We start from the raw sequence: 21,255 nt of genomic DNA, 5'->3' as shown, positions 1-21,255 counted from the left end.
CTTTAAAATTTTTTAAAAAAATTATATCATATTCTAAAAATTAGTTTTGAAAAAAATGATGAAGTTATTCATATTTACTCTAAAATCCTTTTTAAAACTATATCACGCAGAGATTCTAAATTTTGAATTTCTCTTGCATTGTGTGAAATTTTGTCAAAATATATTGAAATTTCTTTCTCAAATTTCTCAATCTTTTCTTTGGGATATTTTAAAAGTTCCAAGTCCATAATATGACTAGGATAAATATGCGGTTGAACGCTACCCTCTTGCTTTCCATATAAAACTTCTTGATTCATTTTTAAAAATAAATAACAAAAATAAATATAAGGTGTAACACTTTCATCTATAAAAGATGAATCAGAAGCCCACACCGGCGTATAATGAATGCTTACATATCCTGCCGTGCCAGAAGCACTAATTGTAATAACAGGAGATTTTGTATTGCTTTGATTGTGGTAGCAAGCAGGTTTAACTCCACCAGCAATAACAGGATAAATTCCAAAAACAGCATCTTTTTTAGTGATGTTTTTTCCTCTTTTTACCTTTATCAAATCCCCTAATTTTCCAACTTCCCAGCTCTCTTTGGCATTTTCTATAAAATGATGGCGGAATAATGTTTGGGCTAGGATTTCTAGGGTTTTATTTTGTTTGTGGAGTAAATCTATTTTATCATCAAAGCTACTTAGAATTTGTGCTATTTTTTCTTGGGTTTTGAGGGGTGGTAGAGGGATTGTTATATCATATATAACTTGAGTTGTAAGACTAGGAACTGCTGTGCCAACATTAAGTAATCTAAAATCAATTGTTTTTAGTTTATAGTATAAAAATTTTGCATAAGCTAATTTTAAATCAATAATTGAATAAAACATTGTATCAACAACCCAAAATGGTTTTTCTGTATAAAAAATATTATTAAGAGTCCCTTTTCTTGGTATCAAAATAGATTTATTATTATAAATAGAAGTATCTACATATCGAATTATTCCACCACTTCCATAAGTTGGAATATTGCCATTATTTAAGCTTTTATGTTCCTTGCCATATTTTAACTTTATTATTTTTTCAAGTCTCACTTCCTCCCAGCTTTCTTTTTGCAATGATTGAAAAAAGTTAGATTCCATTATTTAGCCTTAGCACCTATCATATCAAGGCTTGCAAGTATTTGCTTATTTAGGACTTCCTCTTGTTTCAACTGCTCTCTTAACTCTGCATTGAGCCTTGCAAATTCGCCCTCAAAGTCAAATTCTTCATCATTATCCGCAAGTCCTACGAAGCGTCCGGGTGTGAGTATATACTCAAGCGCGCGGATTTCTTCAAGTGAGGCGGATTTGCAAAAGCCTTTTGTGTCCTCATAATCGTTTAAATCCGCATTTTCTTGGGCTTTTTGCCATTTGTGATAGGTGCTTGAGATTAGGTTTATATACTCGTTTGTTAGGATTTTATTTTTGCGGTTGATGAGCGTGCCTAGATTCCTTGCGTCTATGAAAAGCGTGTTTGTGTGCGTTTTGCCCCTTCTTAAAAACCACAGGCAGGCTGGAATTTGTGTGTTTAAAAAGAGTTTTGCGGGTAGATTGACTATGCATTCTACTAAATTTGCTTCGATGATTTGCTTGCGGATTTCGCCCTCGCTGTTTGTGTTGCTCGTAAGGCTTCCTTTTGCGAGCACAAAGCCAGCCCTGCCATTTGGTGCGAGATGGTGGATAAAGTGCTGAATCCACGCATAATTTGCATTTGAGCTAGGCGGCGTGCCAAAGTTAAACCTTGCGTCATTTGCAAGGCTTTCATTAAAATAATCTGAATCATTAAAAGGCGGATTTGCGATGATAAAATCCACCTTAAGCCCCTTGTGCGCGTTGTTTAAAAAGCTTCCCTCGCTGTTCCATTTCACTTGCGAGGAGTCAATTTTTCGCATAGCTAGGTTCATCTTTGCTAGTCGCCAAGTGGTTTGGTTGCTTTCTTGCCCAAAGATAGATATGTCATTTATCTTTCCTTGATGTTCTTTGATAAACTCCTCACTTTGCACAAACATACCCCCCACTGCCACAGCACGGGTCAAACACTCTGCCTTTGTAAGGCTCAAGCATGCTTACAAGCAGTTCCACAACGCTTTTTGGAGTGTAAAACTGCCCGCCTTTTTTGCCTTCAGCCAAAGCAAATTCGCCCAAAAAATACTCAAAAACATGCCCTAAAATATCGCTTGTATTTGCTTCTTTTAAGCTTATAGAATCAATTAAATTCATCAAATCCCCAAGTGTAGCACTATCAAGATTTTCTTTTGCATAGACTTTTGGTAAAACGCCTTTTAAGCTTTCATTTTGCTTTTCGATAAGCTCTAAGGCATAGTCTAAGTCCTTGCCAATGCTAGGCGTTTTTGCCTTTTTGATTAAGTCTTGCCAGCGCGCATTTTGCGGGATAAAAAAGATATTTTTTGCGATATAAAAATCCTCTTCCTCAGCGTCCTCGCCATCATTTACTAACTCATCATAAAGCTTTTGAAAACTATCGCTGATAAATTTCAAAAACACTAAGCCTAGCACTATGTGTTTATATTCAGCTGCGTCTATGTTTTTGCGAAGCTTATCAGCTGCGGTAAAAAGTGCGGTTTCTAACGACTTTTGAGGCTTTGCTTTTGTTTGTTTTGCCATCAATGTGCCTTTTGAGTGAAATTTTTATACAATTATACACTTTTTATCAAAATTTAAAAGCATTTTTTTGTAAGTGTATAAAACTTTTATTTAACAAAAAAAGCTAAAATTACGCCTATGTTTTTTATAGTTTCTTGTATTTTTATGTTGATTTTTGGCTTGGCTAATGTTTTTATTTATAAACGTTTGTTTATGAAAATTCCTTTTTTACAAGCTCATAGGTTTTGGGTTTTAGGCTTTGTGCTTGTGATTTTTGTGATGGAATTTGCTTTTTTGATGTTTAGGGCAGATGATCGCTTTAATAGCACTATATATAATGTTTTAGCTCATTCTTTTGCTTTTACTTATTTTTTCTTTTTTGTTACGCTTTTTGCTGAAATTTTAGCCTTTTTTATACGCTTTTGGGTAAAAAAAACGAGCAAACTTCCCTTAAATCCACAAAGACGTTCTTTTATCAAGCTTATTTTTAATTTTTCCTTGCTTATCTTTGGTATAGGGCTTGTGCTTAGGGGCTGGGGCAATGCTATGAATGTGCCAGCTGTAAAGCAAATGAACTTGAGCTTAAAAGGCTTAAAAAATGACTTAAGACTTGTGATGATTAGCGATGTGCATTTGGGTAAGAACCTGCACGATGTCTTTTTGGGCGAGCTTGTAGCAAAGATCAATGGCTTAAAGCCTGATATTGTAGTCATAGTTGGCGATTTAATCGATACAAAGCCTAAGGAGCTAGAGCATTATATACACAAGCTTAATGACTTACAAAGCAAGCTAGGCACTTTTTATGTGCTTGGCAATCATGAGTATTACAGAGGGCTTGATGAAGTTTTAAGGGTGCTAAAAACAAAGACAAATTTAAAGATTTTGATTAATGAAAGCGTGGATTTAGGTGAGTTTAATATAGCTGGGCTTGCTGATCTTGCTGGACTTCGCTTTGCAAATGATGAAAAAGGCGTTGGCTTAAGTGGCTTAGGGCTAAACTCAGCTACAAATTTTACTCCTGATATAAAAGCTACAACGAGTAATTTAAGCTTAAACAAGCCAAGCATTTTACTTTCTCATCAGCCAAAAAGTGTCAATGTGCTTGATGTGAGTGCTTTTGATCTTGTTTTAAGCGGACATACTCACGCTGGGCAGGTTTTTCCTTTTGGAGCTTTGGTGCTTGCTCAACAAGGCTTTTTGTATGGGCTTTATGAATTAAGTCAAAAGACTAAGCTTTATGTAAGTAGTGGGGCTGGATTTTGGGGACCTGCGATTCGCTTTTTAGCTCCAAGTGAGATTGTTTTAATGCAAATAAAGGCTGAGGCTTAGAGGAGGGGATTTTGGATAAGCTTATATCGCGAGTTTTTGGGGCAATTGCTGGTTTTGAGTTTTTTAGCTTTTTGCAAAATTTCATTAATCAAGCTTATGTGAATTATTTTAAGATAGACTTAAGCGAATTTCAAGACGCCAAAGAATATAAAAGCCTCACCGCCCTTTTTACAAGAGCTTTGCAAAAGCCAAGAGTTTTAGAACAAGGCTTTATCTCTCCTTGTGATGGTAAGGTTTTAGAATGTGGCAAAAGTTTTGTGGGTGAGGGGACAAATCTAGCCTTTAGCGTGAAAGGTTTTACTTATGATATCGATGAGCTTTTGCAAAACGCTTATGAAAAAAAGGAACTTGAAAAAGGCGTAAGTTACGCAAATATCTACCTTTCGCCTCGTGATTATCACCGCTATCACGCCCCTTGTGATCTACAAATTCTAAGCGCAACTTACACCAGTGGCAAACTCTTAAGCGTAAGTGAAGCAAATGTTAAAAAATACGCGAATTTATATGCAAAAAATGAAAGAGTGGTATTAAAATGCCTTACAGCTGAAAAAAACTTGTTTTGGCTTGTTTTTGTTGGGGCTTTAAATGTAGGTAAAATGTGCTTTGAATTTGACAAAAGCATACAAACAAATGCCCCACACGCTCATAATTTTACGCACACTTATGAGAATTTAAAGCTTAAAAAAGGCGAGGAGCTAGGGCATTTTGAGCTTGGCTCAACTATACTTATCTTAGCTTCAAAGCTTGAATTCCAGCAAAACTTAAGCCAAAAAAGTGTGAAATTCGGGCAAAATATAGCTAAGGCTTAATAAAAGAAAATCAAAAGCTAAATACTTAGTTTAAGCTGATAAAAAGTGTGTTTTGTGTGGTAAATGAAGCTAAAGCTTACCGCAATACAAATAACAAGAATTATTCAAAAGTGTAAAATAATCTCGCCTTAAAAGCTTTTTTGAGACTTTCAAGGCGAAAAAGTTTAGTGTGAGCAAGAACAGCCACAACCGCTATTTTCGTTAAAGAATTTTTCAAGATCTTCTATATTTGGGAGTTCTGTAACCTCAGGAACGATTTGTTTATACACAATCTTGCCGTCTTTAATCACGAAAATCGCACGAGCAAGCAAGCCTTCTAAAGCTCCATCGCTAAGCAAAACGCCGTATTTTTCACCAAATTCTTTAGATACAAAATCACTTGCGACGATTATATTATCTATGCCTTCTGTGCTACAAAATCTTCCCATAGCAAAAGGTAAATCTTGGCTCACTACGATCACTTCGGCATTTGGGTTTTGAGCAACTCTTTTATTAAATTCTCTTGCCTCAGTTGCACACACTGGTGTATCAAGGCTTGGCACGCTTAAAACAACTTGGATTTTAGCAGATTTTCCCACTTCAACCACGCCTAAGTCCTTGCTTTTAAGCTTAACAACAGGTGCATTATCACCAACGCTTACTCCGCTACCTTTAAGGTGCATTGGATTTCCTTTAAAAGTTACTGAATTCATTGTTTCTCCTTTTGGATTTTATATTTGCTTATTTTTAAGCTAGCCTTATTATAGCATTAAAGTCTTAATTTAAGATATTAATCACTTAAAATAAGTCTTTTTTAATATATGAGTGTAAAAATGTATCTTAAAATATATAAAAATTTGTTATAATCTGCTTTTTTAAAGGATAGCCTTGAATGTAAAAATTTGCTTAAAGCTGTGCTTGCCAGTAATCTTTAGTTATATACCGCTTGGAATGAGTTTTGGGATACTTGCTTCTAGCAATGATTTTTCCTTACTTGAAGTGATTTGTATCTCTTTTTTTGTGTATTCTGGTTCAGCTGAGTTCTTACTCATCGCTTTTATTACGGCTAAGCAGGGTTTGCTTGGTATTTTTGTTACGCTTTTTTTGCTTGGGTTTCGGCATTTTTTTTATACCTTAAGTTTGCTTGAGCGACTCAAAGGCTTAAATTTCTTAAGACATTATGTGATCTTTGCTCTTTCTGATGAAAGTTTTGCCCTTTTAAGCACTAATGAAAAGGGCTTTGAAAGCGTGCAAGATAAAAACAAAAAAAGTTTGTATTATGCTTTACTTTGCTTTATCAATCAAGTCTCTTGGGTGCTTGGCGGAATTTTAGGCGTGTTCGTGCAAAAGATGATGAAATTTGATTATAAAGGCATTGAGTTTTGCTTAATCGCTCTTTTTATCGTGCTAAGTTATGATGCGTTTAAGCTTAATCCAAACAAAAAAGTTCTTATTTTAGCCGCTGTGATAGGAATTTGTGGCTTTTTGTTTATCGCAAAAGCTTATATGCTCTTTATCTGCCTTACTCTTGCTTTGATTTTGCTTGTTTTAGGAAAAAGATATGTTTGATAGTTTTTATTTAGAGGCTGTTTTTTGTGGGTTTTTAGCGACTTATCTTGGGCGAGTTTTGCCCTTTTTACTCTTTAAACGCAAGCAAAACTCAAGCACTTTGAGTTTTATCCAAAAAAATATGCCACTTGTGATTATGGTTATTTTAGTGTTTTATTGTCTTTTTTCTTTTAAGCTTGATTTTGTGCTATTTTTTTCTTGTATTTTAGTTTTAGGGCTTGAAATTTATTTTAAAAATGCCCTTTTAAGTATGATTTTAGGGACTATTTTTTATATGATTGCTTCAAGGCTTGTGTGATGGATTATACCCTTTTTGTGCTTTCTTTTGCTTCGGTTTCTTTTCTGCCCGGACTTTGTATGAGTTTGGCTCTTTCTTTGGGACTTAGCATTGGTTTTAAAAAGACTTTGTGGATGATGGCTGGAGAGCTTTTTGGGGTTTTGCTTGTAGTGGTGCTTTGTGGGCTTGGGGCGAGTTTTATTTTGCAATTTAAGCTTGCTTTTGCGGTGTTTAAACTTTTTGGAAGCTTGTTTTTGCTTTACACAGCTTACACGCTTTTTCATCAAAAACTCGAGCTTAAAAAAGGTGAGTTTAAATTTAAAGATAAAAGCACGCTTGTGTTTCAAGGCTTTTTAGCAACTATTTCTAACCCAAAAGCGTGGATTTTTATGCTTGCTCTTTTACCGCCTTTTTTGCAAAAATCAAATTTACTTGTGTTAAGCTCTATCATCATTTTTATAGAGTTTCTAGCACTTTGCACCTATGCCTTAGGTGGAGTGGCTTTTGGCTTGTTTTTAGGCAAGCATATAAATAAACTCAGTAAATTTTCAGCCCTTTGTGTAGCATTTTTAGGCTGTTTTATGCTCTATGAGCTCTTTTTTGAGCTTTAAATTTCTTAGAAAAGCTTAAATTTATTTTACAGGCAAGCTAAAATAAAAGCATTTTGGCTCTTTTTCAAAGCCTATTTGTCCGCCATGTGCGTTGATGATTTGCTTGCAAAGGCTTAGTCCTAAGCCATTTCCCTTAAGTTTTGTTGTTTTAAAGGCTTCAAATACAGCCTTTTCATCTTTTATGCTTGCTCCATTGTCAAAGACTTTGATGATGAGTTCATTTTCTTTAAGCAGGCTTTTTATGCTTATTTTTCCATTTTGATTTTCGCTTTCTTCTATGGCATCTATGGCGTTGTAGATGAGATTTTGAAGCACAAGGTTGATTAAGGCTTTATCAGCGTTGATTGTTAAGTCTAAAAACTCAAAGCTAAAGTCAATTTCAGCATTAAAATTATAAGAATGACTAATTTGCTCGCATTCATCTTTGAGCTCTAAAAGATTGAAATCCCCTGAGTTTATACGCACGCCCTTAGTAAAAAGTAGGGTAGAATTGACTATCCTTTCTACCCTTGAAGTAGCTTTTTGAATTTCAAGCACTATGTGTTTGTTTTTAAGCTCTGTTCTTGAAAAAAGCGTGCTTGCAAGTAAAGAGATCGAGCCTATAGGATTTCTAATCTCATGAGCTAGATGCGCTGCCACGCTTCCCATACTTGCTAGCCTTTCATTTCGCTTTTCATCGCTTATATCAGTAGCTTGAATAATGAGCCTTCCTTCATGGCTGATATTTTTGATGATAAAAAAACGTCCCTCATACTCAAGCTCATAATGAGCCTTTGAGGTATCAATATGAGCTAGCAAAGCCTCATTTTTTAAAGCTTGCTCATTTTGCAAGATGATGGTTTTGCCCTCAAGCACCCAAAGCGCAGTTGGCAACACCTCGATAATCTCACTCATCATCTTTCTTAAGCTCTCATAGCTAGCTTGCAAGGCTTTGTATTCATTTTCTATAACATAGGTTTGTTCGATTAAGGACTTAAGCCCTTCTTGTAAATTTTCTTTTTCAGCAGAATCAAGGCTTTTTAAGATATTTTCATTCATCATTGTTCCTTTAAAAGTTCTTTAAAATCATTCAAATCAAATAAAAGCAAATCGCTTTCTTTGAGCTTTAACAGCTCGCTTGAAAAGCCAGATTTTGAAAAAAGCACATAAAAATTTGGCTTTATATCAAGGTTTGAAGCTTTGATTTTAAGTAGATTAAGCACATTTTTACACACTTTTTTATTTTTGTATTTCACCTCGCCCACAAAGCACAAATTTACATCCTCATAATACAAATCAAGCTCCAAATCCCTATGCCAAAAGCTTGAAATTTCAGCTAAATCAAGCTTTTTTTGTAAAAATTCTTTACTTAAAAGCTCAAAACACAGGCTTTGATAATGTTCAAAATCCTTTTTTATAAGTTCTAGCACAAGATCAAATTCGGCATTTAAGATAAGTTCCTCATTGGGCTTTAAAAAATAATAAAAAAATCTCATAAAATGACTACAAAATAAAATCTTATCTTGGATAACATACCCTCTTAAGTGTTTTTTAAGTTTTTGTCCTTTTGGGCTAAAAAAACGCTCCTCCTTACTTTTTTCAAAGCTTACAAAGCCAAGTTCTAAAAGCTCTTTAAGTGCAGCTGTAGCTTTAAAATGCCCGAGTTTTTTGTTGATAGAGTATTTTTTACGGCTATTTTTAGCAAGTATTTTTAGGGCAAGCTCGCTTTTTGCGCTCAATTTAAAATTTGAAGCGATAGAAGTATAATTTTGCAGATAATTAAAGTTGATATTTTCATACAAATCACCCTTGTTTTCAAAGCTATCAAAGCCCTCAAACACGCTATATAAGTCAAAAAGTTCTTTCATATTTAAGTCCTTAAAAGACTTTGAAAATTGGCTAAATTCTATATTGCTACCCTTAAAATGATAAAATTATTGTATAATTTTAGCAAATTTTTGCTGAGGTTTGCTTTGGAAATACAGAATTTAAGAAAAGATATTATTTTAAAAAAAGGCGTGCATTATTTTGATTTTGCAGCTTCAGCTTTGGCCTTAAAAAGTGTGGAAGCTCATCTTAAAAATACGCTTTTAACCTACGCAAACACGCATTCTGATAGTGCTTTGCACTCTTTTAAAACTCAAAATTTATATCAAAATGCAAGAAAAGAGATTAAAGCCTGTCTTGGTTTGAATGATGATTTTGCTTTAATTGCTTGCGGATATGGCTCAAGCGCTGCTATAAAGAAATTTCAAGAGCTTTTAGGTGTTTATGCTCCACCTCTTGTAAAAGAAAAATATCTTTTAAATTTAGATAAAAAAACCCTGCCCCTTGTCATCATAGGACCTTATGAGCATCATTCAAATGAGCTAAGTTTTAGAGAAGGCTTGTGTGAATGCGTGCGTGTACCTTTGAATGAAAAGGGCGAGTTTGATCTTGACTTTTTTAGTTCTGTTTTAGAAAAAAACAAAGAAAGAAAGATCATCATTAGCATTTCTTTGGCTTCTAATGTAACAGGAATTTTAAGTGATTATAAGGCTATAAGCAAGCTTGGACGCAAATATAAAGCTATTATTGCTTATGATGCTTCAGCTTTTGCGCCTTATCATCATATAGCTGCTAGCTTTTATGATGCTTTATTTATCAGCTCGCATAAATTTTTAGGTGGAGTTGGAGGATGTGGGCTTTTGGTGATTAAAAAAAGCCTATGTGCCCCTAAGCCTAGCTTTGCAGCTGGTGGAACTGTGGGTTATGTCTCAAGGAGTTCAGCTTCTTATCTTTGTGATATTGAAAGCTTAGAAGAGGGTGGCACACCGCCTATTTTGGGGCTTATTAAAGCAAGTCTTGCTTTTAGAGTAAAAGCAAATATAGGACTTGAAAAGATCGTTTCAAAAGAACAAAAACTTGTAAAAATGTTTTTTAAGGAACTTGAAAGTATCAAAGAAGCCATCATTTACGCAAAAGAGCTTAAAAATCGCTTAGCAATCTTTTCTTTTAATATCAAAGGCATTTCTCCTTTTGATCTAGCTTATCATCTAAGTAAAAAATACAAGATAGAAACAAGGGCAGGGTGTGCTTGTGCTGGACCTTATGGGCATGATTTGCTTGGCTTAGAAGATAATGTGAAATTAAGCACTAAACCGGGCTGGCTTAGGGTAAGCCTTCATTATACGCATGAAGAAGAGGATTTGCGTTATTTCTTTAAGGCTTTAAAGGCGAGTATAAAGGAATTGAGCTAGTTTTTTAAAATGAGAGCTTTTTATCAAAGTAAAACGAGCTCATTTTCTCTGCACTTAATCATCAAATTCTTGACTTAAGATAGTTCCATTTGCGTCTATTTTAAGCTCAAGTCTATTAGAAAGCTTGATTTTGTAGTAATTTATCTTTCTTTCAGCCTCGAGTAAAAATGTATTTGGAAATTGATTTTGTATGATTGCGGCGATATTTGCTGGCAATATAGAAAAATTAATCGGTGTGAATTTGCTACTAATTTCTTTCCAATTTCCCATTATATCAAACTCAAGTTCAGTGCCATCAGTAAGATACACTTCAAAAGAATTGCCATCTCTTTGTGCCATACCAACTTGTGCTTTAAAATTCGTGCTTAAAAATTGTTTAGTGTTTTCAGGCAAAGAGTCTGGAGATATGATAAGATCAGCCTTTGCAAGCAAACAAAGAAAGAAAAAAGCCAAAACAAACTTTTTAAACACTATAATATCCTTAATTTTTCTGTATTTTAGCTCAATTTTAGTGAAGCCAGCGTGAATTTTGGATTATCTTAACATAGAAATGTTATAATTTGCTAAAAAGGCTTAAAATTGTTTTGTGTTTTGCTTATCGCTTTAAATATCATTATTTATTTTCTTTTGCCAGATAATGAGCTAAAAGTTATTTTTGGCTTAAATTTAGCCTTTAAAGATGGTTTTTATTGGCAGCTTTTAAGCTCTATGTTTTTGCATGCTAATCTTACGCATTTAGCGCTAAATATGATCACACTTTATCAATTTGGCTTTGTTTTAGAACGTTATCTTGGAAGCCTTAGGTTTGCTCTTTTATACATACTTGGAGGGCTTGCTTGCTCGTTTTTGAGCTTTTTGTATATTGATATATTTGAAACGCATTTTGTGAATATTGTTGGTGCGAGTGGGGCGATTTGCGTTTTGATAGGGTATTATGCGTGTATTGATAAATCAAGTGCAAAAGGACTTGTAGTGGCTATTTTACTCATTAGTTTTGCACCTTTACTTGTGGGTGTAAATATCGCTTGGTATGCGCATATATTTGGCTTTTTGTGCGGATTTATCATCGCTAAAATGCGAATTTTAAAGAAATAGCTAAGGAAGTGATTATATGAAAAGGATTTATTTTTTACGTCATGCCAAAGCTGAGGAGAGTGCAAAAGAGGGCGATTTTTACAGAAGGCTAAGCAAGAAGGGCAAGAAAGATATACAGCTCATGCTTGAAAGACTTAAGAGCTTTGAATTCAACTTAAATTGCATTATCTCAAGCCCAGCTACAAGGACAAGCCAGACAGCTAGGGAATTTGCGCAGACTTTGGGCTGTGAGCTTGTTTTTGAGGAGCGTTTATACGAGGCTGAAGCTAAAGATATAATTAATCTCATCAAAACAATCGATGAAAACTACCAAGAAATAATGCTCGTAGGACACAACCCAGCCCTGAAAGAAAGCATTGAGCTTTTAAGCGAAATTCATTTGCCTTCCTTTGCGACTTGCTCTGTGTTGTGTTTAGAATTGCCAAGTTTTAAGGAGCTAAAACTACACCAAGCAAGGCTTGTATTCTTTGAAAACTCAAAGAATTTAAAAGAAAGGCATTTGTAAATTTGTGTTTTTGCAAAAATGAACTTAATAGACGAAATATGATAGGGGAGGGGAGTGATTAAATTTTGTTTTTAAAAGTTGGTTTTTATGTCTTAAAAATTAACAAAAGGCTAGAAAAATAACTAGCCTTTGTATTTTAGTGAATAATGTTTAATTAAAACGAAAAAGTATAGCGAAGTCCTACTTGATAAGGTTGTTTTACCTTAGAGGTTACGCCATTAGCTGTAGCTTCTTGATTTAAAAGTCCAAAACGAGTAAAAAGCTCAAAGCCATGTACATAATTATAAGTAGTTCTTAAACCAAGATTTAAAGCAACATCAAAGCCATCTGGTTCATCATTTCCTGTTCTTTTATTTTTTACTTCGTGGCTAACATAACCCAAGCCCACACCGCCAAAAACGCCATATTCAAGATCGCCTTCTTGAGCGAAATTGTAAAGCGCATCAGCATTAACATAAAGGTTCATTGTTTCAATTTGTGGATTGTTACCACCTTTGGTGTATTTAGTTCCCAAATCAAAGGTTCCATAGTATCTTACACCAAAATTCGCATCAAAAAATTCTTTATAACCAGCGATGATACCATATCTAAAGCCAGTATATGAGCCACCTGATCTCAAACTAGTTGAATTTGGTTTAGCTGCACCATAAGCAACATTTGCACCAACAAATGCACCAGAGTCTTCTGCAACAGCAGCACTTGCAAGCAAAGCCGAAGCTACTGCAACGCTTGTGAAAATCTTTTTCATTGTGTTTCCTTCAAAGTGTATTTCATTAAATTTTAAGATTTAACGATTTTGAAAGTGTAATTCTAGCCAAAAAATATAAATACGCACTTAATAAAATTAAAAATCTTTATAAAATCATTTCACAACACACAACATCAAAAATACAAACACCAAAATAACGCAAAAACATTAAAAGAATGGATATGATTTTAAAGCTGATAAAATAGTAAAATAATATTATTTAAATACAAAAAATATTATATAAGTATTTATAAATAAATTTATAAATTATTAATTTAAAATAAACTTAATTAATATGTATAATTATATGATATAATGTAAAATCAGCTTTGTATTTTAATTTTGTATTGAAAACTATAATTTTCAAACTTTTTTATATTTTTGCATACCATACTCTATTTTTACTTTTAAATTACTATTATATAGGATATTAAACCATTTTACCTTTTGAAGTTTATTTTTTTATCCATAGAATTTTAAGCATAGGTTTGTGTTTATATATACCTACTTTTTTAGCATAGCAAAAAATAAAATTGTAAGTATGAATATAACTCAATAAGAATTTATAATTTATATTTATCATTTAATATAAATAATGATAAAAAAAGAGTTTTAAAATATTATTTTTATTTTTTAATTTTGTTTAAAGCTCTTTTTCATTAAAAATATCTTACAATACCCTTTTATTTTAAGGAAAACCAAACGATGAAATACCCACTTGACTGCGAAGAGGATTTTGAGCATTCCCTGCTCTTTTGGCTTGCAAGATATGTTAAATTTAAGCTGAGTTCGCTTTCAAATAAAGAACTTAAAAACGCTCAAGCCTTGGCTATGGTAAATTTTGAACTTACAAAAAACGTGCATCATATAGAAGAGCTTGACGCCTTGGTAAAAAAAGCTAGAAATGCCGGATTAACAGGCGTAAATACTTATTTTAACCCTCTTAAAAAGCTTTATGAACAGCTTTGTTTTTATAAGCTTTACTCGATGAAGCAGATTGATGAGGAGCTCGTGATTGAAGTGCTTGCAAGCATTACAGGAGCTTTATCTGATGCGAGCAAGAAAAACTACCGCATTGCGATGATGAATTTTTTTGATTTTTTAGATAAGCAAAATGAAGAAGAAGGCAAGGCTCATATTTATGATATAAGCCTTAAAAACTGGGCTGGCATAAGCAGCTTTAAGGGCAAATTACCCGAATATATGAGCGAAGATGAGATTAAAAAATTTCTTGATGCGGTTGAAAATGCAGACTTTAAAGCCAACACCACGCGAAACAAGCTCATCATTAAAATCATCATCTTTACAGGCATAAGAGTAAGTGAGGCTATCAATCTCAAACGCAAGGATATCAGCGAGGAAAATGACTTATATATCATTCGAATTCGAGCTAAGGGCAACAAATACCGCGTTGTGATGATTAAAAAAGAATTAATTGAAAAGCTTTTGCAAGACTTAGAGATCAATTATCTTAGCCAAGACGCCCTACTTTTTAGCAACAAAAAAGGCACAGCTTTAACTCAAGCTTATGTCAGCCGTATAGTCGAGCAAATCCTTTTTAAAGCTGGCATTCGCAAGCAAAAAAACGGCGCTCACATGCTACGTCATACCTTTGCTACCTTGCTTTATAAAAAACAAAAAGACTTAGTTTTAGTCCAAGAAGCCTTAGGGCATGCTAGTCTTGATACTTCAAGAATTTACACACATTTTGATAGTGACAAGCTCAAGCTTGCTGCTGAAGTGGCTAAAGAAGTTAGCGAAAAAGAAATAAGTCAAGATGAGTAAGGCTAACTTAAAGCAAAATTTTGCTGTGTTTGGGGATCATATCTATCAAGATTTTGCCTTTTCTTTTTCTGCGAGAAATTATCAAGAAACCAAGACTTTTTTTGAAAAAATAAAACAATATAAGCAAGAGTATTTCATCATAATTTGTGTAAAATATGAGTTTTATACTTATCTTTTTGATACAAATTTTACAAGCAAAAAGCCTTATATATACGCACTTTGCTTTAAAAAACGATCGATTTTTAAGCTAAATTTAAATCCATTTATGCGCTACTACCCTACCCTTACTCAAAAGCTTGATAAAAAAGCTTACTGTAAGGCTTTTAAAAAGGTTTTAAAAAGTATCAAAAAAGGACAAAGCTATCAAATCAATCTCACCCAAAAGCTCAAGCTTCGCACGAAAATTCCAAGCTTTGAGCTTTTTAAGCTTCTTACAAAAGAACAAAATGCCGAATACAAAGCCTTTTTACAAAGTGAATTTGGCGAAATTTTATGCTTTTCTCCAGAGCTTTTTTTCAAGATAAAAGATCAAAAAATTCTTACTGAGCCTATGAAAGGCACGATAAAAAGGGGTGAAAATGAGATTTTAGATAAACAAAATAAGCACTTTTTACAAAATGATCATAAAAATTTAAGTGAAAATGTGATGATTGTGGATTTATTACGCAATGACTTATCAAAAATCGCTGATGAAGTAAAAGTTGATAAGCTTTTTGCGATCAAAACTTACAAAAGCTTGCACCAAATGATCTCGCAGATCAGTGCGACTTTAAAGGCTGAAACAACTTTGTTTGAGGTGTTTGAAGCGCTTTTTCCATGCGGATCTATAACAGGAGCTCCAAAGCTTGAGACGATGAAGCTGATAAACAAACTTGAGCGAAGAAAACGAGGCGTGTATTGTGGGGCTATAGGCTTGGTGCATAAAGATGAGAGTGTGTTTAATGTCGCTATTCGCACACTTGAGCGAAAGAGTTTAAAGTCTGATTTTAGCTTTGGTGTGGGAAGTGGCGTGGTGTTTGATTCAAAAGCTGGGGATGAATTTAAGGAATTAAAGCTAAAGAGTTCCTTCTTAAAGCCTTTGAAGCAGGATTTTTGTCTTTTTGAAACTATGCTTTTTAAATATGGAAAAATTTTGTTTTTTAAAGAGCATTTAAAACGTTTATTTCACTCTGCCCTAGCCTTAAATTTCAAACACAAAAAGCTTTTAGGAGAATTTAAAGGCATTTTAGAAAAGCAGCGGGCTTATCAGGATTTTACTAAGCTAAGTTTTGAAAGCTTTAATGAGCTTTTATTTTCTAAGGAAAATGATTTTTTTGATGAAAGTTTTGTGAAAAGTGAGTTAAAAGAGGCTGGTTTGAGACTCAAGCTTTTTAAGAATGGCGATTTTGAATTTGAGTTTTTTAAGATTAAGCCTTCACAAAGCAAGCTTTTATACTTGTCAAAAGACACGTTTATAAAAGATGATCTAAGCTTTCATAAAAGCTCTTTAAGGGATCGTTTTTCAAATTCAGCGAGTAAATGTGAGGCGAATTTATGCTATGATGAGGCGTTTTGTGATGAGAAAGAAAGACTTTTGGAAGGCTCAAGGACAAATTTAGTGCTTAGTTTAAATGGCAAACTTTATACACCAAGCTTAAAATTTGGTTTGCTTGATGGCATATATAGACAAGTCTTGCTTCAAACTCAGCATATCAAAGAAAAAACACTTTTTAAACCCGAGCTTTTTAAGGCTGATGAGCTTTGGGCTATTAATTCACTTAGAGGAGCTGTAAAGCTGAATTTAAAGGTTTTTGATGAGTAAAGTTTTATTTATCGATAATTATGATTCATTTTCTTATAATATCATCTATTTGCTTGAAAAATTTGGCTTTGAAGCGCTTGTTATCAAAGATGATGAGTATAAAAGCCCCAAAGAGCTTGAGGGTTTAAATTTCTCTCATATCATCATTTCTCCGGGTCCAAATGCGCCAAAACATACAAATTTAAGCACAAAAGTTATCAAGCATTTTCAAAAAAACAAAAAAATACTTGGCATTTGTCTAGGACATCAATGCCTTGCTTATGTGAGTGGGGGCAAGATCGCCAAACTAAAAGAACCAAAACACGGCAAAACAACGCAGATAAAATTCAAAGAAAATGCCCTATTTCGAGGTTTAAAGCAGAATTTTAAGGTATGCTTATATCATTCTTTATATGTGAAAAAACTTCCTAAAGATTATGAGGCTTTAGCTTATGATACAAACAATGTTCTTATGGCTTTAAAGCACAAAAAGTATGATATTTATGGAGTACAGTTTCACCCAGAAGCGATTTTATCTCAAGGCGCGGAGGTGATTTTGCTGAATTTCTTGCGTTTAAAATAAATTTACAAATCTTACCGCAAAAATCTCATTTTTTTAATCTCAAATTTAAGCTTTTGGTATTATAATACAGCCTGATTTTAAAGAAATAAAAAAGGAAAATCAATGTTTTTCAAGAAAAAAATACCGCCAAAAACAAGTATGAAAAAAGAGCAAATAAGCGATTATATGCTTGATGATAGGCTGTATGATTTTACACAAAATATAAGGCAAATTGCTAAAGATAAGGACAAGGCCGCCCTACTCGCAAGGCAATTTACAAGACTCATTAAAGCCGATAAAGGTTTATAAATTTAAACTCTACTTCTTTTTGATCTTTCATTTTTAGCCTAAAATCTTTTATATTTTTCAAAATTTTTTAATCACGCTTTGTGATGTCTTTTAATCTTTATAAATTCAAATCCACTGCATTTTTATCAAAATTTTTATTTTGTAGTTTTTAAGCTTATATTAAGGGGGGGGGGGGGCTAGAATACACCTTTTTAATTTGTATTTTAAAAAGGTTTTTGATATGTTTTTGCCCCTGCAACATAAATTTAAGTTTATCTTGATCGTAGTTTTATTTAATATCCCCCTAGCTTTTTATCCTCTTTTTTTATACGCTTTAAATTTAACTTTTAATGGCTCTAGTGTGTATTTTTTATGTGCTGGGGTGGCTCATTTTTATCTTTATTTTTTCCTTATCAATTTGGTGCTTGCATATCCCTTGTTTTTGGTGCTTAAAAACAAGATGGTTTTAGCGTTTTTTATCACTTGTTTAATCAATATCTTTGCTCATATCATACTTTTAACAGACGCGCATATATTTTATCTTTACCGCTTTCACTTAAGCTTTGCTATGCTTGATTTGTTTTTTAATGCAGGCGGTGAAGTGATTTCTTTAAGCACGCAAACTGTACTTGCTATCATTATAAAGGTGCTTGTGATTATATTTTATGTTGTTTTTGCCAGCCTTTTTGCCCTTTATCTTGCACAAAATAAAAGCCATAAAAGATTTTTTGTGCTTGTTTTGCCTTTGATGATAGTGCTGTATTTAAGCGTGAATTTTATACATGCTTTAAGTATGGCTAAACAAGACTTAGCAATCATCAATCTTGCCAATCGCCTGCCACTTTACAAGCCTTTAACTATGAATTCTTTTTTAAGAAAATTTGGCATTGTCGCTCAAGAGGGACAAAATGAGAAGTTTAAAGTTTTAGAAAGCGGGTATTTTGACTATCCTAAAAAGCCACTTGAGTATGAAGATGCAAGCTTAAAATACAATGTCTTGCTTTTGCTTAGTGATTCTTTAAGGGCAGATATGCTTAATGCCACAAATATGCCTTTTACTACAGAATTTGCCAAAAATGCAAGCGTTTATACTAACCACTATTCAAGTTCAAATTCTACTCGCGGAGGTATATTTGGCTTGTTTTATGGCTTGCCGCCTTCATATTGGCAGGTGGCTTTAACAAGCGGAAAAAGTGCTGCTCTTATCCAAGCGGTCAAAGATCAAAACTATAGTCTAGGCGTCTTTACAACAGCAAATTTATACAAGCCTGAATTTCATCAAACTATCTTTGCAGCCGTTGAAAATCTTCGAATGGGCTCAAAAGGGGAAACTTTTCTTGAAAGAGAGGAAAATACGATAGAAGATTTTCACAAATTCATTCAAAATCATGATAAAAACAAAAGATTTTTTAGCTTTGTATTTTTAGACAATATACACGCTTATACTTTTCCAGATGAATTTGCTCGGTTTAAACCTTATTCAAGTATCAATCATCTTTCTTTAAATGCTCAAAGCGATGCGAGCGAGTATTTTAACCTTTATCAAAACGCTGTGCTTTATACGGATGCAAATTTTAAAAGAATTATTGAAATTTTAAAAGAAAATCAGCTCTATGAAAATACAATCATCATTATAAGCGCAGATCATGGCGAGGAATTTAACGAAGATAAAGACAATCACTGGGGGCATAATAGTGATTTTAAGGATTATCAAGTTAAAATTCCACTCATTGTAAAATGGGGCGAGCAAAACAAAAGCGCCACGATACATACAAAAACAAGTGTATATGATATCAGCACAACCTTAATGCAAGAGGTTTTTAGAGTAAAAAATAATAGCTTGGATTATTCTATAGGTGAAAATCTTTTTCATCTTACAAATCGTCCTTATGTGCTAGCTGGCTCTTATACTGAAAATGCGGTTATAGAAGATGAAAGGATTGTCTTGATCAATGCCTTAGGTTTGCTTGAATTTAAAGATAAAAAATACCAAGATAGCAACAATACAAGCAAGAAAAATTTATTTGAAATTTTTGAAATTTTTTCTCGGTATTTGAAAAAAGAATGAAAAGAATATCATTAAGCAAAAGCTAAATGTATGAAAATAAAGAGTTTAAATGCAAAATCCTAGTTTTCACTCTTTTCTAGCACCTCAAAATATACTTCTTCAAGGCTAGAAAGCTCGCTTTGAGCAGTGCTAAGCTCCTCATACAAACTCGTTATACCTTGCTCCTCATAAAGCTCTTGCTTTGAAAGGGCGTGTTCTAGCTCTTTGATCTTTGTTTCAAGCTGAGTTATTTTATCTGGGTAGCTTTTTAGAATTTCTTGTTCTTTGTAGCTTAGTTTTGTGCTTTTATTTGTTTTTATATTTTTGCTTTTATATTCAGCTTCATCAGGCTCTTTAGAGCTTAATTTTTGGCTAAGTTCTTCAAATTCTTTAAGCTCTTTTTCATCTTCTAAAAGCTGAGTATAGCTTTTATGTTCGATCTCAATGCTACCATTTGGCTTAAAGACAAAGAGTTTTGAAGCGATTTTATCCATAAAATATCTATCATGACTTACCAGTAAAATCGCACCATTAAAGCTTAGCAAATACTCCTCAAGTATGTTAATAGTGGCGATGTCTAAATCATTTGTTGGCTCATCAAGCACGAGCATATCGTATTCTTTGGTGAAAAGCAAGGCTAAGGCTACTCTGTTTTTTTCGCCCCCGCTTAGCACAGCTACATTTTGAGTTAAAAACTCCTTAGGAAATAAAAATTGCTTCAAATAGCCATAAATATGCATATTTTTACCCCTAACTTCCACCCTATCGCCTCCATTTGGGCAAAAAATTTCTTGTAGAGTTTTTTCACTTTCAAGCAAGGCTCTTGCTTGATCAAAATAACCAATTTTAAGCTCCCCTCTTTTTATCTTACCGCTATCTGGGCTAAGCCTATCTAGCAAAATCTTTAAAAGACTAGATTTTCCACAGCCATTTTTGCCTACTATGCCTATGCGTTCAAGTTGTAAAATACGCGTTGAAAAGTCCTTAAACAAAAGCTTTTCGCCCATACTTTTACTGATATTTTCAAGCTCAAAAAGCATTTTTTGACGATTAGTGCTTTGAGTTTGAGTGAAGTTATTTTGTGCTCTTTGTAATTCAAGCTTGAGTTTGTTAATTTGGCTTGGGTTTTTCTTTGCCTCTTCTCTCATCTTTAAAATTCGCTCTTTACGCCCTTCGTTGCGTTTAAGCCTTGCTTTTACCCCACGTCTTAGCCATTCCTCCTCGCTTTTAAGCTGTTTGACTAAAGTCTCATAGCTTTTACTAAGACTCGCTAAAAGTTCAGCTTTTTTAGCCAGATAATAAGTATAATTTCCCTCAAATTTTCTCAACTCTCCTTCTTCAAGCTCCACACAACGAGTAGCTACCTCATCGATAAAATAGCGATCATGAGAGATGAAGATTACACAGGATTTTGAGTTTTTAAGATAATTTTCCAAAAAAGCACACATATACACATCTAAATGATTGCTTGGCTCATCTAAAAGCATGATGTCAGGGCTTTTAAGCAAGATGGCACAAAGCGCAATTCGCCTTAGCTCGCCCCCACTTAAAGAAAGCAAACTTCTATGCTCAAAACGTAGCAAATCAAGCTCTTTTAAGGCTCTATTCATTTTACTTTCTAAATTCCAAGCATCTTTACTCGTGATAAAATCAAAAAGGCTATTAATCTGCTTTAAAAGTTCTTTATTTTCAGGCTCACTAGCAAGCCTTTCATTTAAGCTTTCATAAGCTTTTAAAGCCTTAAATTCCTCAGCTAAATGTTCTTTCAAAGCCTCTTTAACGCTTAAATTTGAGTTAAAATCAAGCTCTTGAGCAAGCATAGCCACGCTTATATCATTTTGCTTAATCACGCGTCCGCTATCAAGTTTAAGCTTGCCATAAAGAGCTTTTAAAAGGCTTGACTTACCACAGCCATTTTTGCCGATGATAGCGATTTTCTCGCCCTTATTTGCACTAAAATTCACAGCTTTTAAAATGATTTTTTCACCAAATTTTTTATTTGCTTCTATACACTCAAGTAAAGCCATTT

At 33.7% G+C, this 21,255-nt stretch carries 20 protein-coding genes and 1 pseudogene; 13 read left to right on the top strand and 8 right to left on the bottom strand.

What is annotated here, in order from left to right; genetic code table 11:
- Positions 1 to 74: 74 nt before the first annotated feature.
- Positions 75 to 1,121, bottom strand: a complete 1,047-nt coding sequence (locus DMB95_RS02920; protein WP_142930853.1) for a restriction endonuclease subunit S — start codon at positions 1,119 to 1,121, stop codon at positions 75 to 77.
- Positions 1,121 to 2,645 (bottom strand): annotated as a pseudogene (locus DMB95_RS09825) (N-6 DNA methylase). The gene DMB95_RS02920 and the pseudogene DMB95_RS09825 overlap by 1 nt, the downstream one beginning before the upstream one ends.
- Positions 2,646 to 2,762: 117 nt before the next feature.
- On the opposite strand from DMB95_RS09825, the gene DMB95_RS02910 reads away from it, so the two are divergent.
- On the top strand, positions 2,763 to 3,953 hold the full coding sequence (locus DMB95_RS02910; RefSeq protein WP_142930852.1) for a metallophosphoesterase: 1,191 nt from the start codon (positions 2,763 to 2,765) through the stop codon (positions 3,951 to 3,953).
- A gap of 11 nt (positions 3,954 to 3,964) precedes the next feature.
- Entirely contained in the window at positions 3,965 to 4,762 is a 798-nt protein-coding gene (locus DMB95_RS02905) for a phosphatidylserine decarboxylase (RefSeq protein WP_142930851.1), read from the top strand.
- A 164-nt stretch (positions 4,763 to 4,926) separates the two neighbouring features.
- Here the strand turns inward: DMB95_RS02905 and tpx are convergent, their stop codons facing one another.
- Entirely contained in the window at positions 4,927 to 5,454 is a 528-nt protein-coding gene (gene tpx / locus DMB95_RS02900; RefSeq protein ID WP_137633034.1) for a thiol peroxidase, read from the bottom strand.
- 175 nt (positions 5,455 to 5,629) lie between these two features.
- On the opposite strand from tpx, the gene DMB95_RS02895 reads away from it, so the two are divergent.
- Genes DMB95_RS02895 through DMB95_RS02885 form a run of 3 tightly spaced genes read left to right on the top strand, consistent with a single transcriptional unit; the run spans position 5,630 to position 7,198 of the window.
- The gene (locus DMB95_RS02895; RefSeq protein WP_142930850.1) at positions 5,630 to 6,310 is read left to right on the top strand and encodes an AzlC family ABC transporter permease; all 681 of its coding nucleotides are present in this window, start codon (positions 5,630 to 5,632) and stop codon (positions 6,308 to 6,310) included.
- Positions 6,303 to 6,608 carry an AzlD domain-containing protein gene (locus tag DMB95_RS02890; protein WP_142930849.1) on the top strand — a complete coding sequence of 102 codons (306 nt, stop codon included), beginning with the start codon at positions 6,303 to 6,305 and terminating at the stop codon, positions 6,606 to 6,608. The genes DMB95_RS02895 and DMB95_RS02890 overlap by 8 nt, the downstream gene beginning before the upstream one ends.
- Positions 6,608 to 7,198, top strand: a complete 591-nt coding sequence (locus DMB95_RS02885; protein ID WP_142930848.1) for a LysE family translocator — start codon at positions 6,608 to 6,610, stop codon at positions 7,196 to 7,198. The genes DMB95_RS02890 and DMB95_RS02885 overlap by 1 nt, the downstream gene beginning before the upstream one ends.
- 21 nt (positions 7,199 to 7,219) lie before the next feature.
- Here DMB95_RS02885 and DMB95_RS02880 read toward each other — a convergent pair whose 3' ends face one another.
- Positions 7,220 to 8,236: a sensor histidine kinase gene (locus DMB95_RS02880; protein ID WP_142930847.1), complete on the bottom strand. Its 1,017-nt coding sequence runs from the start codon at positions 8,234 to 8,236 to the stop codon at positions 7,220 to 7,222.
- Positions 8,236 to 8,979, bottom strand: a complete 744-nt coding sequence (locus DMB95_RS02875; protein WP_260604818.1) for a DUF234 domain-containing protein — start codon at positions 8,977 to 8,979, stop codon at positions 8,236 to 8,238. Before DMB95_RS02875 ends, DMB95_RS02880 begins: the two co-directional genes overlap by 1 nt.
- A gap of 171 nt (positions 8,980 to 9,150) precedes the next feature.
- On the opposite strand from DMB95_RS02875, the gene DMB95_RS02870 reads away from it, so the two are divergent.
- Positions 9,151 to 10,416 (top strand): aminotransferase class V-fold PLP-dependent enzyme, encoded by a 1,266-nt coding sequence (locus DMB95_RS02870; RefSeq protein WP_142930845.1) that lies wholly within the window; start codon positions 9,151 to 9,153, stop codon positions 10,414 to 10,416.
- Between the two features lie 54 nt (positions 10,417 to 10,470).
- Here the strand turns inward: DMB95_RS02870 and DMB95_RS02865 are convergent, their stop codons facing one another.
- Positions 10,471 to 10,887, bottom strand: a complete 417-nt coding sequence (locus DMB95_RS02865; protein ID WP_260604814.1) for a PepSY-like domain-containing protein — start codon at positions 10,885 to 10,887, stop codon at positions 10,471 to 10,473.
- A 108-nt stretch (positions 10,888 to 10,995) separates the two neighbouring features.
- Between DMB95_RS02865 and DMB95_RS02860 the strand changes: the two genes are divergently transcribed.
- Together DMB95_RS02860 and DMB95_RS02855 are read left to right on the top strand one after the other, a co-directional pair.
- On the top strand, positions 10,996 to 11,511 hold the full coding sequence (locus DMB95_RS02860) for a rhomboid family intramembrane serine protease (RefSeq protein ID WP_137633025.1): 516 nt from the start codon (positions 10,996 to 10,998) through the stop codon (positions 11,509 to 11,511).
- A gap of 16 nt (positions 11,512 to 11,527) precedes the next feature.
- Entirely contained in the window at positions 11,528 to 12,016 is a 489-nt protein-coding gene (locus DMB95_RS02855) for a SixA phosphatase family protein (RefSeq protein WP_142930844.1), read from the top strand.
- Between the two features lie 154 nt (positions 12,017 to 12,170).
- Here the strand turns inward: DMB95_RS02855 and DMB95_RS02850 are convergent, their stop codons facing one another.
- Positions 12,171 to 12,764 carry an outer membrane beta-barrel protein gene (locus DMB95_RS02850; RefSeq protein ID WP_142930843.1) on the bottom strand — a complete coding sequence of 198 codons (594 nt, stop codon included), beginning with the start codon at positions 12,762 to 12,764 and terminating at the stop codon, positions 12,171 to 12,173.
- A 705-nt stretch (positions 12,765 to 13,469) separates the two neighbouring features.
- Here DMB95_RS02850 and DMB95_RS02845 point away from each other — a divergent pair.
- The 5 genes from DMB95_RS02845 (at position 13,470) to DMB95_RS02825 (ending at position 19,247) form a co-directional block, all read left to right on the top strand.
- The gene (locus tag DMB95_RS02845; protein ID WP_142930842.1) at positions 13,470 to 14,549 is read left to right on the top strand and encodes a tyrosine-type recombinase/integrase; all 1,080 of its coding nucleotides are present in this window, start codon (positions 13,470 to 13,472) and stop codon (positions 14,547 to 14,549) included.
- Positions 14,542 to 16,350, top strand: coding sequence for a bifunctional anthranilate synthase component I family protein/class IV aminotransferase (locus tag DMB95_RS02840; RefSeq protein ID WP_202922021.1), 1,809 nt, complete (start codon positions 14,542 to 14,544; stop codon positions 16,348 to 16,350). The genes DMB95_RS02845 and DMB95_RS02840 overlap by 8 nt, the downstream gene beginning before the upstream one ends.
- Positions 16,343 to 16,912 carry an anthranilate synthase component II gene (locus DMB95_RS02835; RefSeq protein ID WP_142930841.1) on the top strand — a complete coding sequence of 190 codons (570 nt, stop codon included), beginning with the start codon at positions 16,343 to 16,345 and terminating at the stop codon, positions 16,910 to 16,912. Before DMB95_RS02840 ends, DMB95_RS02835 begins: the two co-directional genes overlap by 8 nt.
- A gap of 102 nt (positions 16,913 to 17,014) precedes the next feature.
- Positions 17,015 to 17,200, top strand: coding sequence for a molybdenum cofactor biosynthesis protein (locus DMB95_RS02830; RefSeq protein ID WP_137633019.1), 186 nt, complete (start codon positions 17,015 to 17,017; stop codon positions 17,198 to 17,200).
- Positions 17,201 to 17,420: 220 nt separating this feature from the next.
- On the top strand, positions 17,421 to 19,247 hold the full coding sequence (locus tag DMB95_RS02825; RefSeq protein WP_142930840.1) for a sulfatase-like hydrolase/transferase: 1,827 nt from the start codon (positions 17,421 to 17,423) through the stop codon (positions 19,245 to 19,247).
- Between the two features lie 59 nt (positions 19,248 to 19,306).
- Here the strand turns inward: DMB95_RS02825 and abc-f are convergent, their stop codons facing one another.
- Positions 19,307 to 21,253, bottom strand: a complete 1,947-nt coding sequence (gene abc-f / locus DMB95_RS02820; RefSeq protein WP_142930839.1) for a ribosomal protection-like ABC-F family protein — start codon at positions 21,251 to 21,253, stop codon at positions 19,307 to 19,309.
- Positions 21,254 to 21,255: the final 2 nt, after the last annotated feature.

This window comes from Campylobacter sp. MIT 12-8780 (assembly GCF_006864535.1).
Classification (GTDB): Bacteria; Campylobacterota; Campylobacteria; order Campylobacterales; family Campylobacteraceae; genus Campylobacter_D.
The sequence above is the reverse complement of the archived record's forward strand: the minus strand, read 5'-3'. Positions and strand labels throughout refer to the sequence as shown.

Coding starts and splice junctions, on each gene's coding strand:
- DMB95_RS02920 (WP_142930853.1), bottom strand. CDS start 1,121: ATGGAATCTAACTTTTTTCAATCATTGCAAAAAGAAAGCTGGGAGGAA.
- DMB95_RS02850 (WP_142930843.1), bottom strand. CDS start 12,764: ATGAAAAAGATTTTCACAAGCGTTGCAGTAGCTTCGGCTTTGCTTGCA.
- DMB95_RS02825 (WP_142930840.1), top strand. CDS start 17,421: ATGTTTTTGCCCCTGCAACATAAATTTAAGTTTATCTTGATCGTAGTT.
- DMB95_RS02855 (WP_142930844.1), top strand. CDS start 11,528: ATGAAAAGGATTTATTTTTTACGTCATGCCAAAGCTGAGGAGAGTGCA.
- DMB95_RS02880 (WP_142930847.1), bottom strand. CDS start 8,236: ATGAATGAAAATATCTTAAAAAGCCTTGATTCTGCTGAAAAAGAAAAT.
- DMB95_RS02885 (WP_142930848.1), top strand. CDS start 6,608: ATGGATTATACCCTTTTTGTGCTTTCTTTTGCTTCGGTTTCTTTTCTG.
- DMB95_RS02890 (WP_142930849.1), top strand. CDS start 6,303: ATGTTTGATAGTTTTTATTTAGAGGCTGTTTTTTGTGGGTTTTTAGCG.
- DMB95_RS02830 (WP_137633019.1), top strand. CDS start 17,015: ATGTTTTTCAAGAAAAAAATACCGCCAAAAACAAGTATGAAAAAAGAG.
- abc-f (WP_142930839.1), bottom strand. CDS start 21,253: ATGGCTTTACTTGAGTGTATAGAAGCAAATAAAAAATTTGGTGAAAAA.
- DMB95_RS02835 (WP_142930841.1), top strand. CDS start 16,343: ATGAGTAAAGTTTTATTTATCGATAATTATGATTCATTTTCTTATAAT.
- DMB95_RS02845 (WP_142930842.1), top strand. CDS start 13,470: ATGAAATACCCACTTGACTGCGAAGAGGATTTTGAGCATTCCCTGCTC.
- DMB95_RS02910 (WP_142930852.1), top strand. CDS start 2,763: ATGTTTTTTATAGTTTCTTGTATTTTTATGTTGATTTTTGGCTTGGCT.
- tpx (WP_137633034.1), bottom strand. CDS start 5,454: ATGAATTCAGTAACTTTTAAAGGAAATCCAATGCACCTTAAAGGTAGC.
- DMB95_RS02840 (WP_202922021.1), top strand. CDS start 14,542: ATGAGTAAGGCTAACTTAAAGCAAAATTTTGCTGTGTTTGGGGATCAT.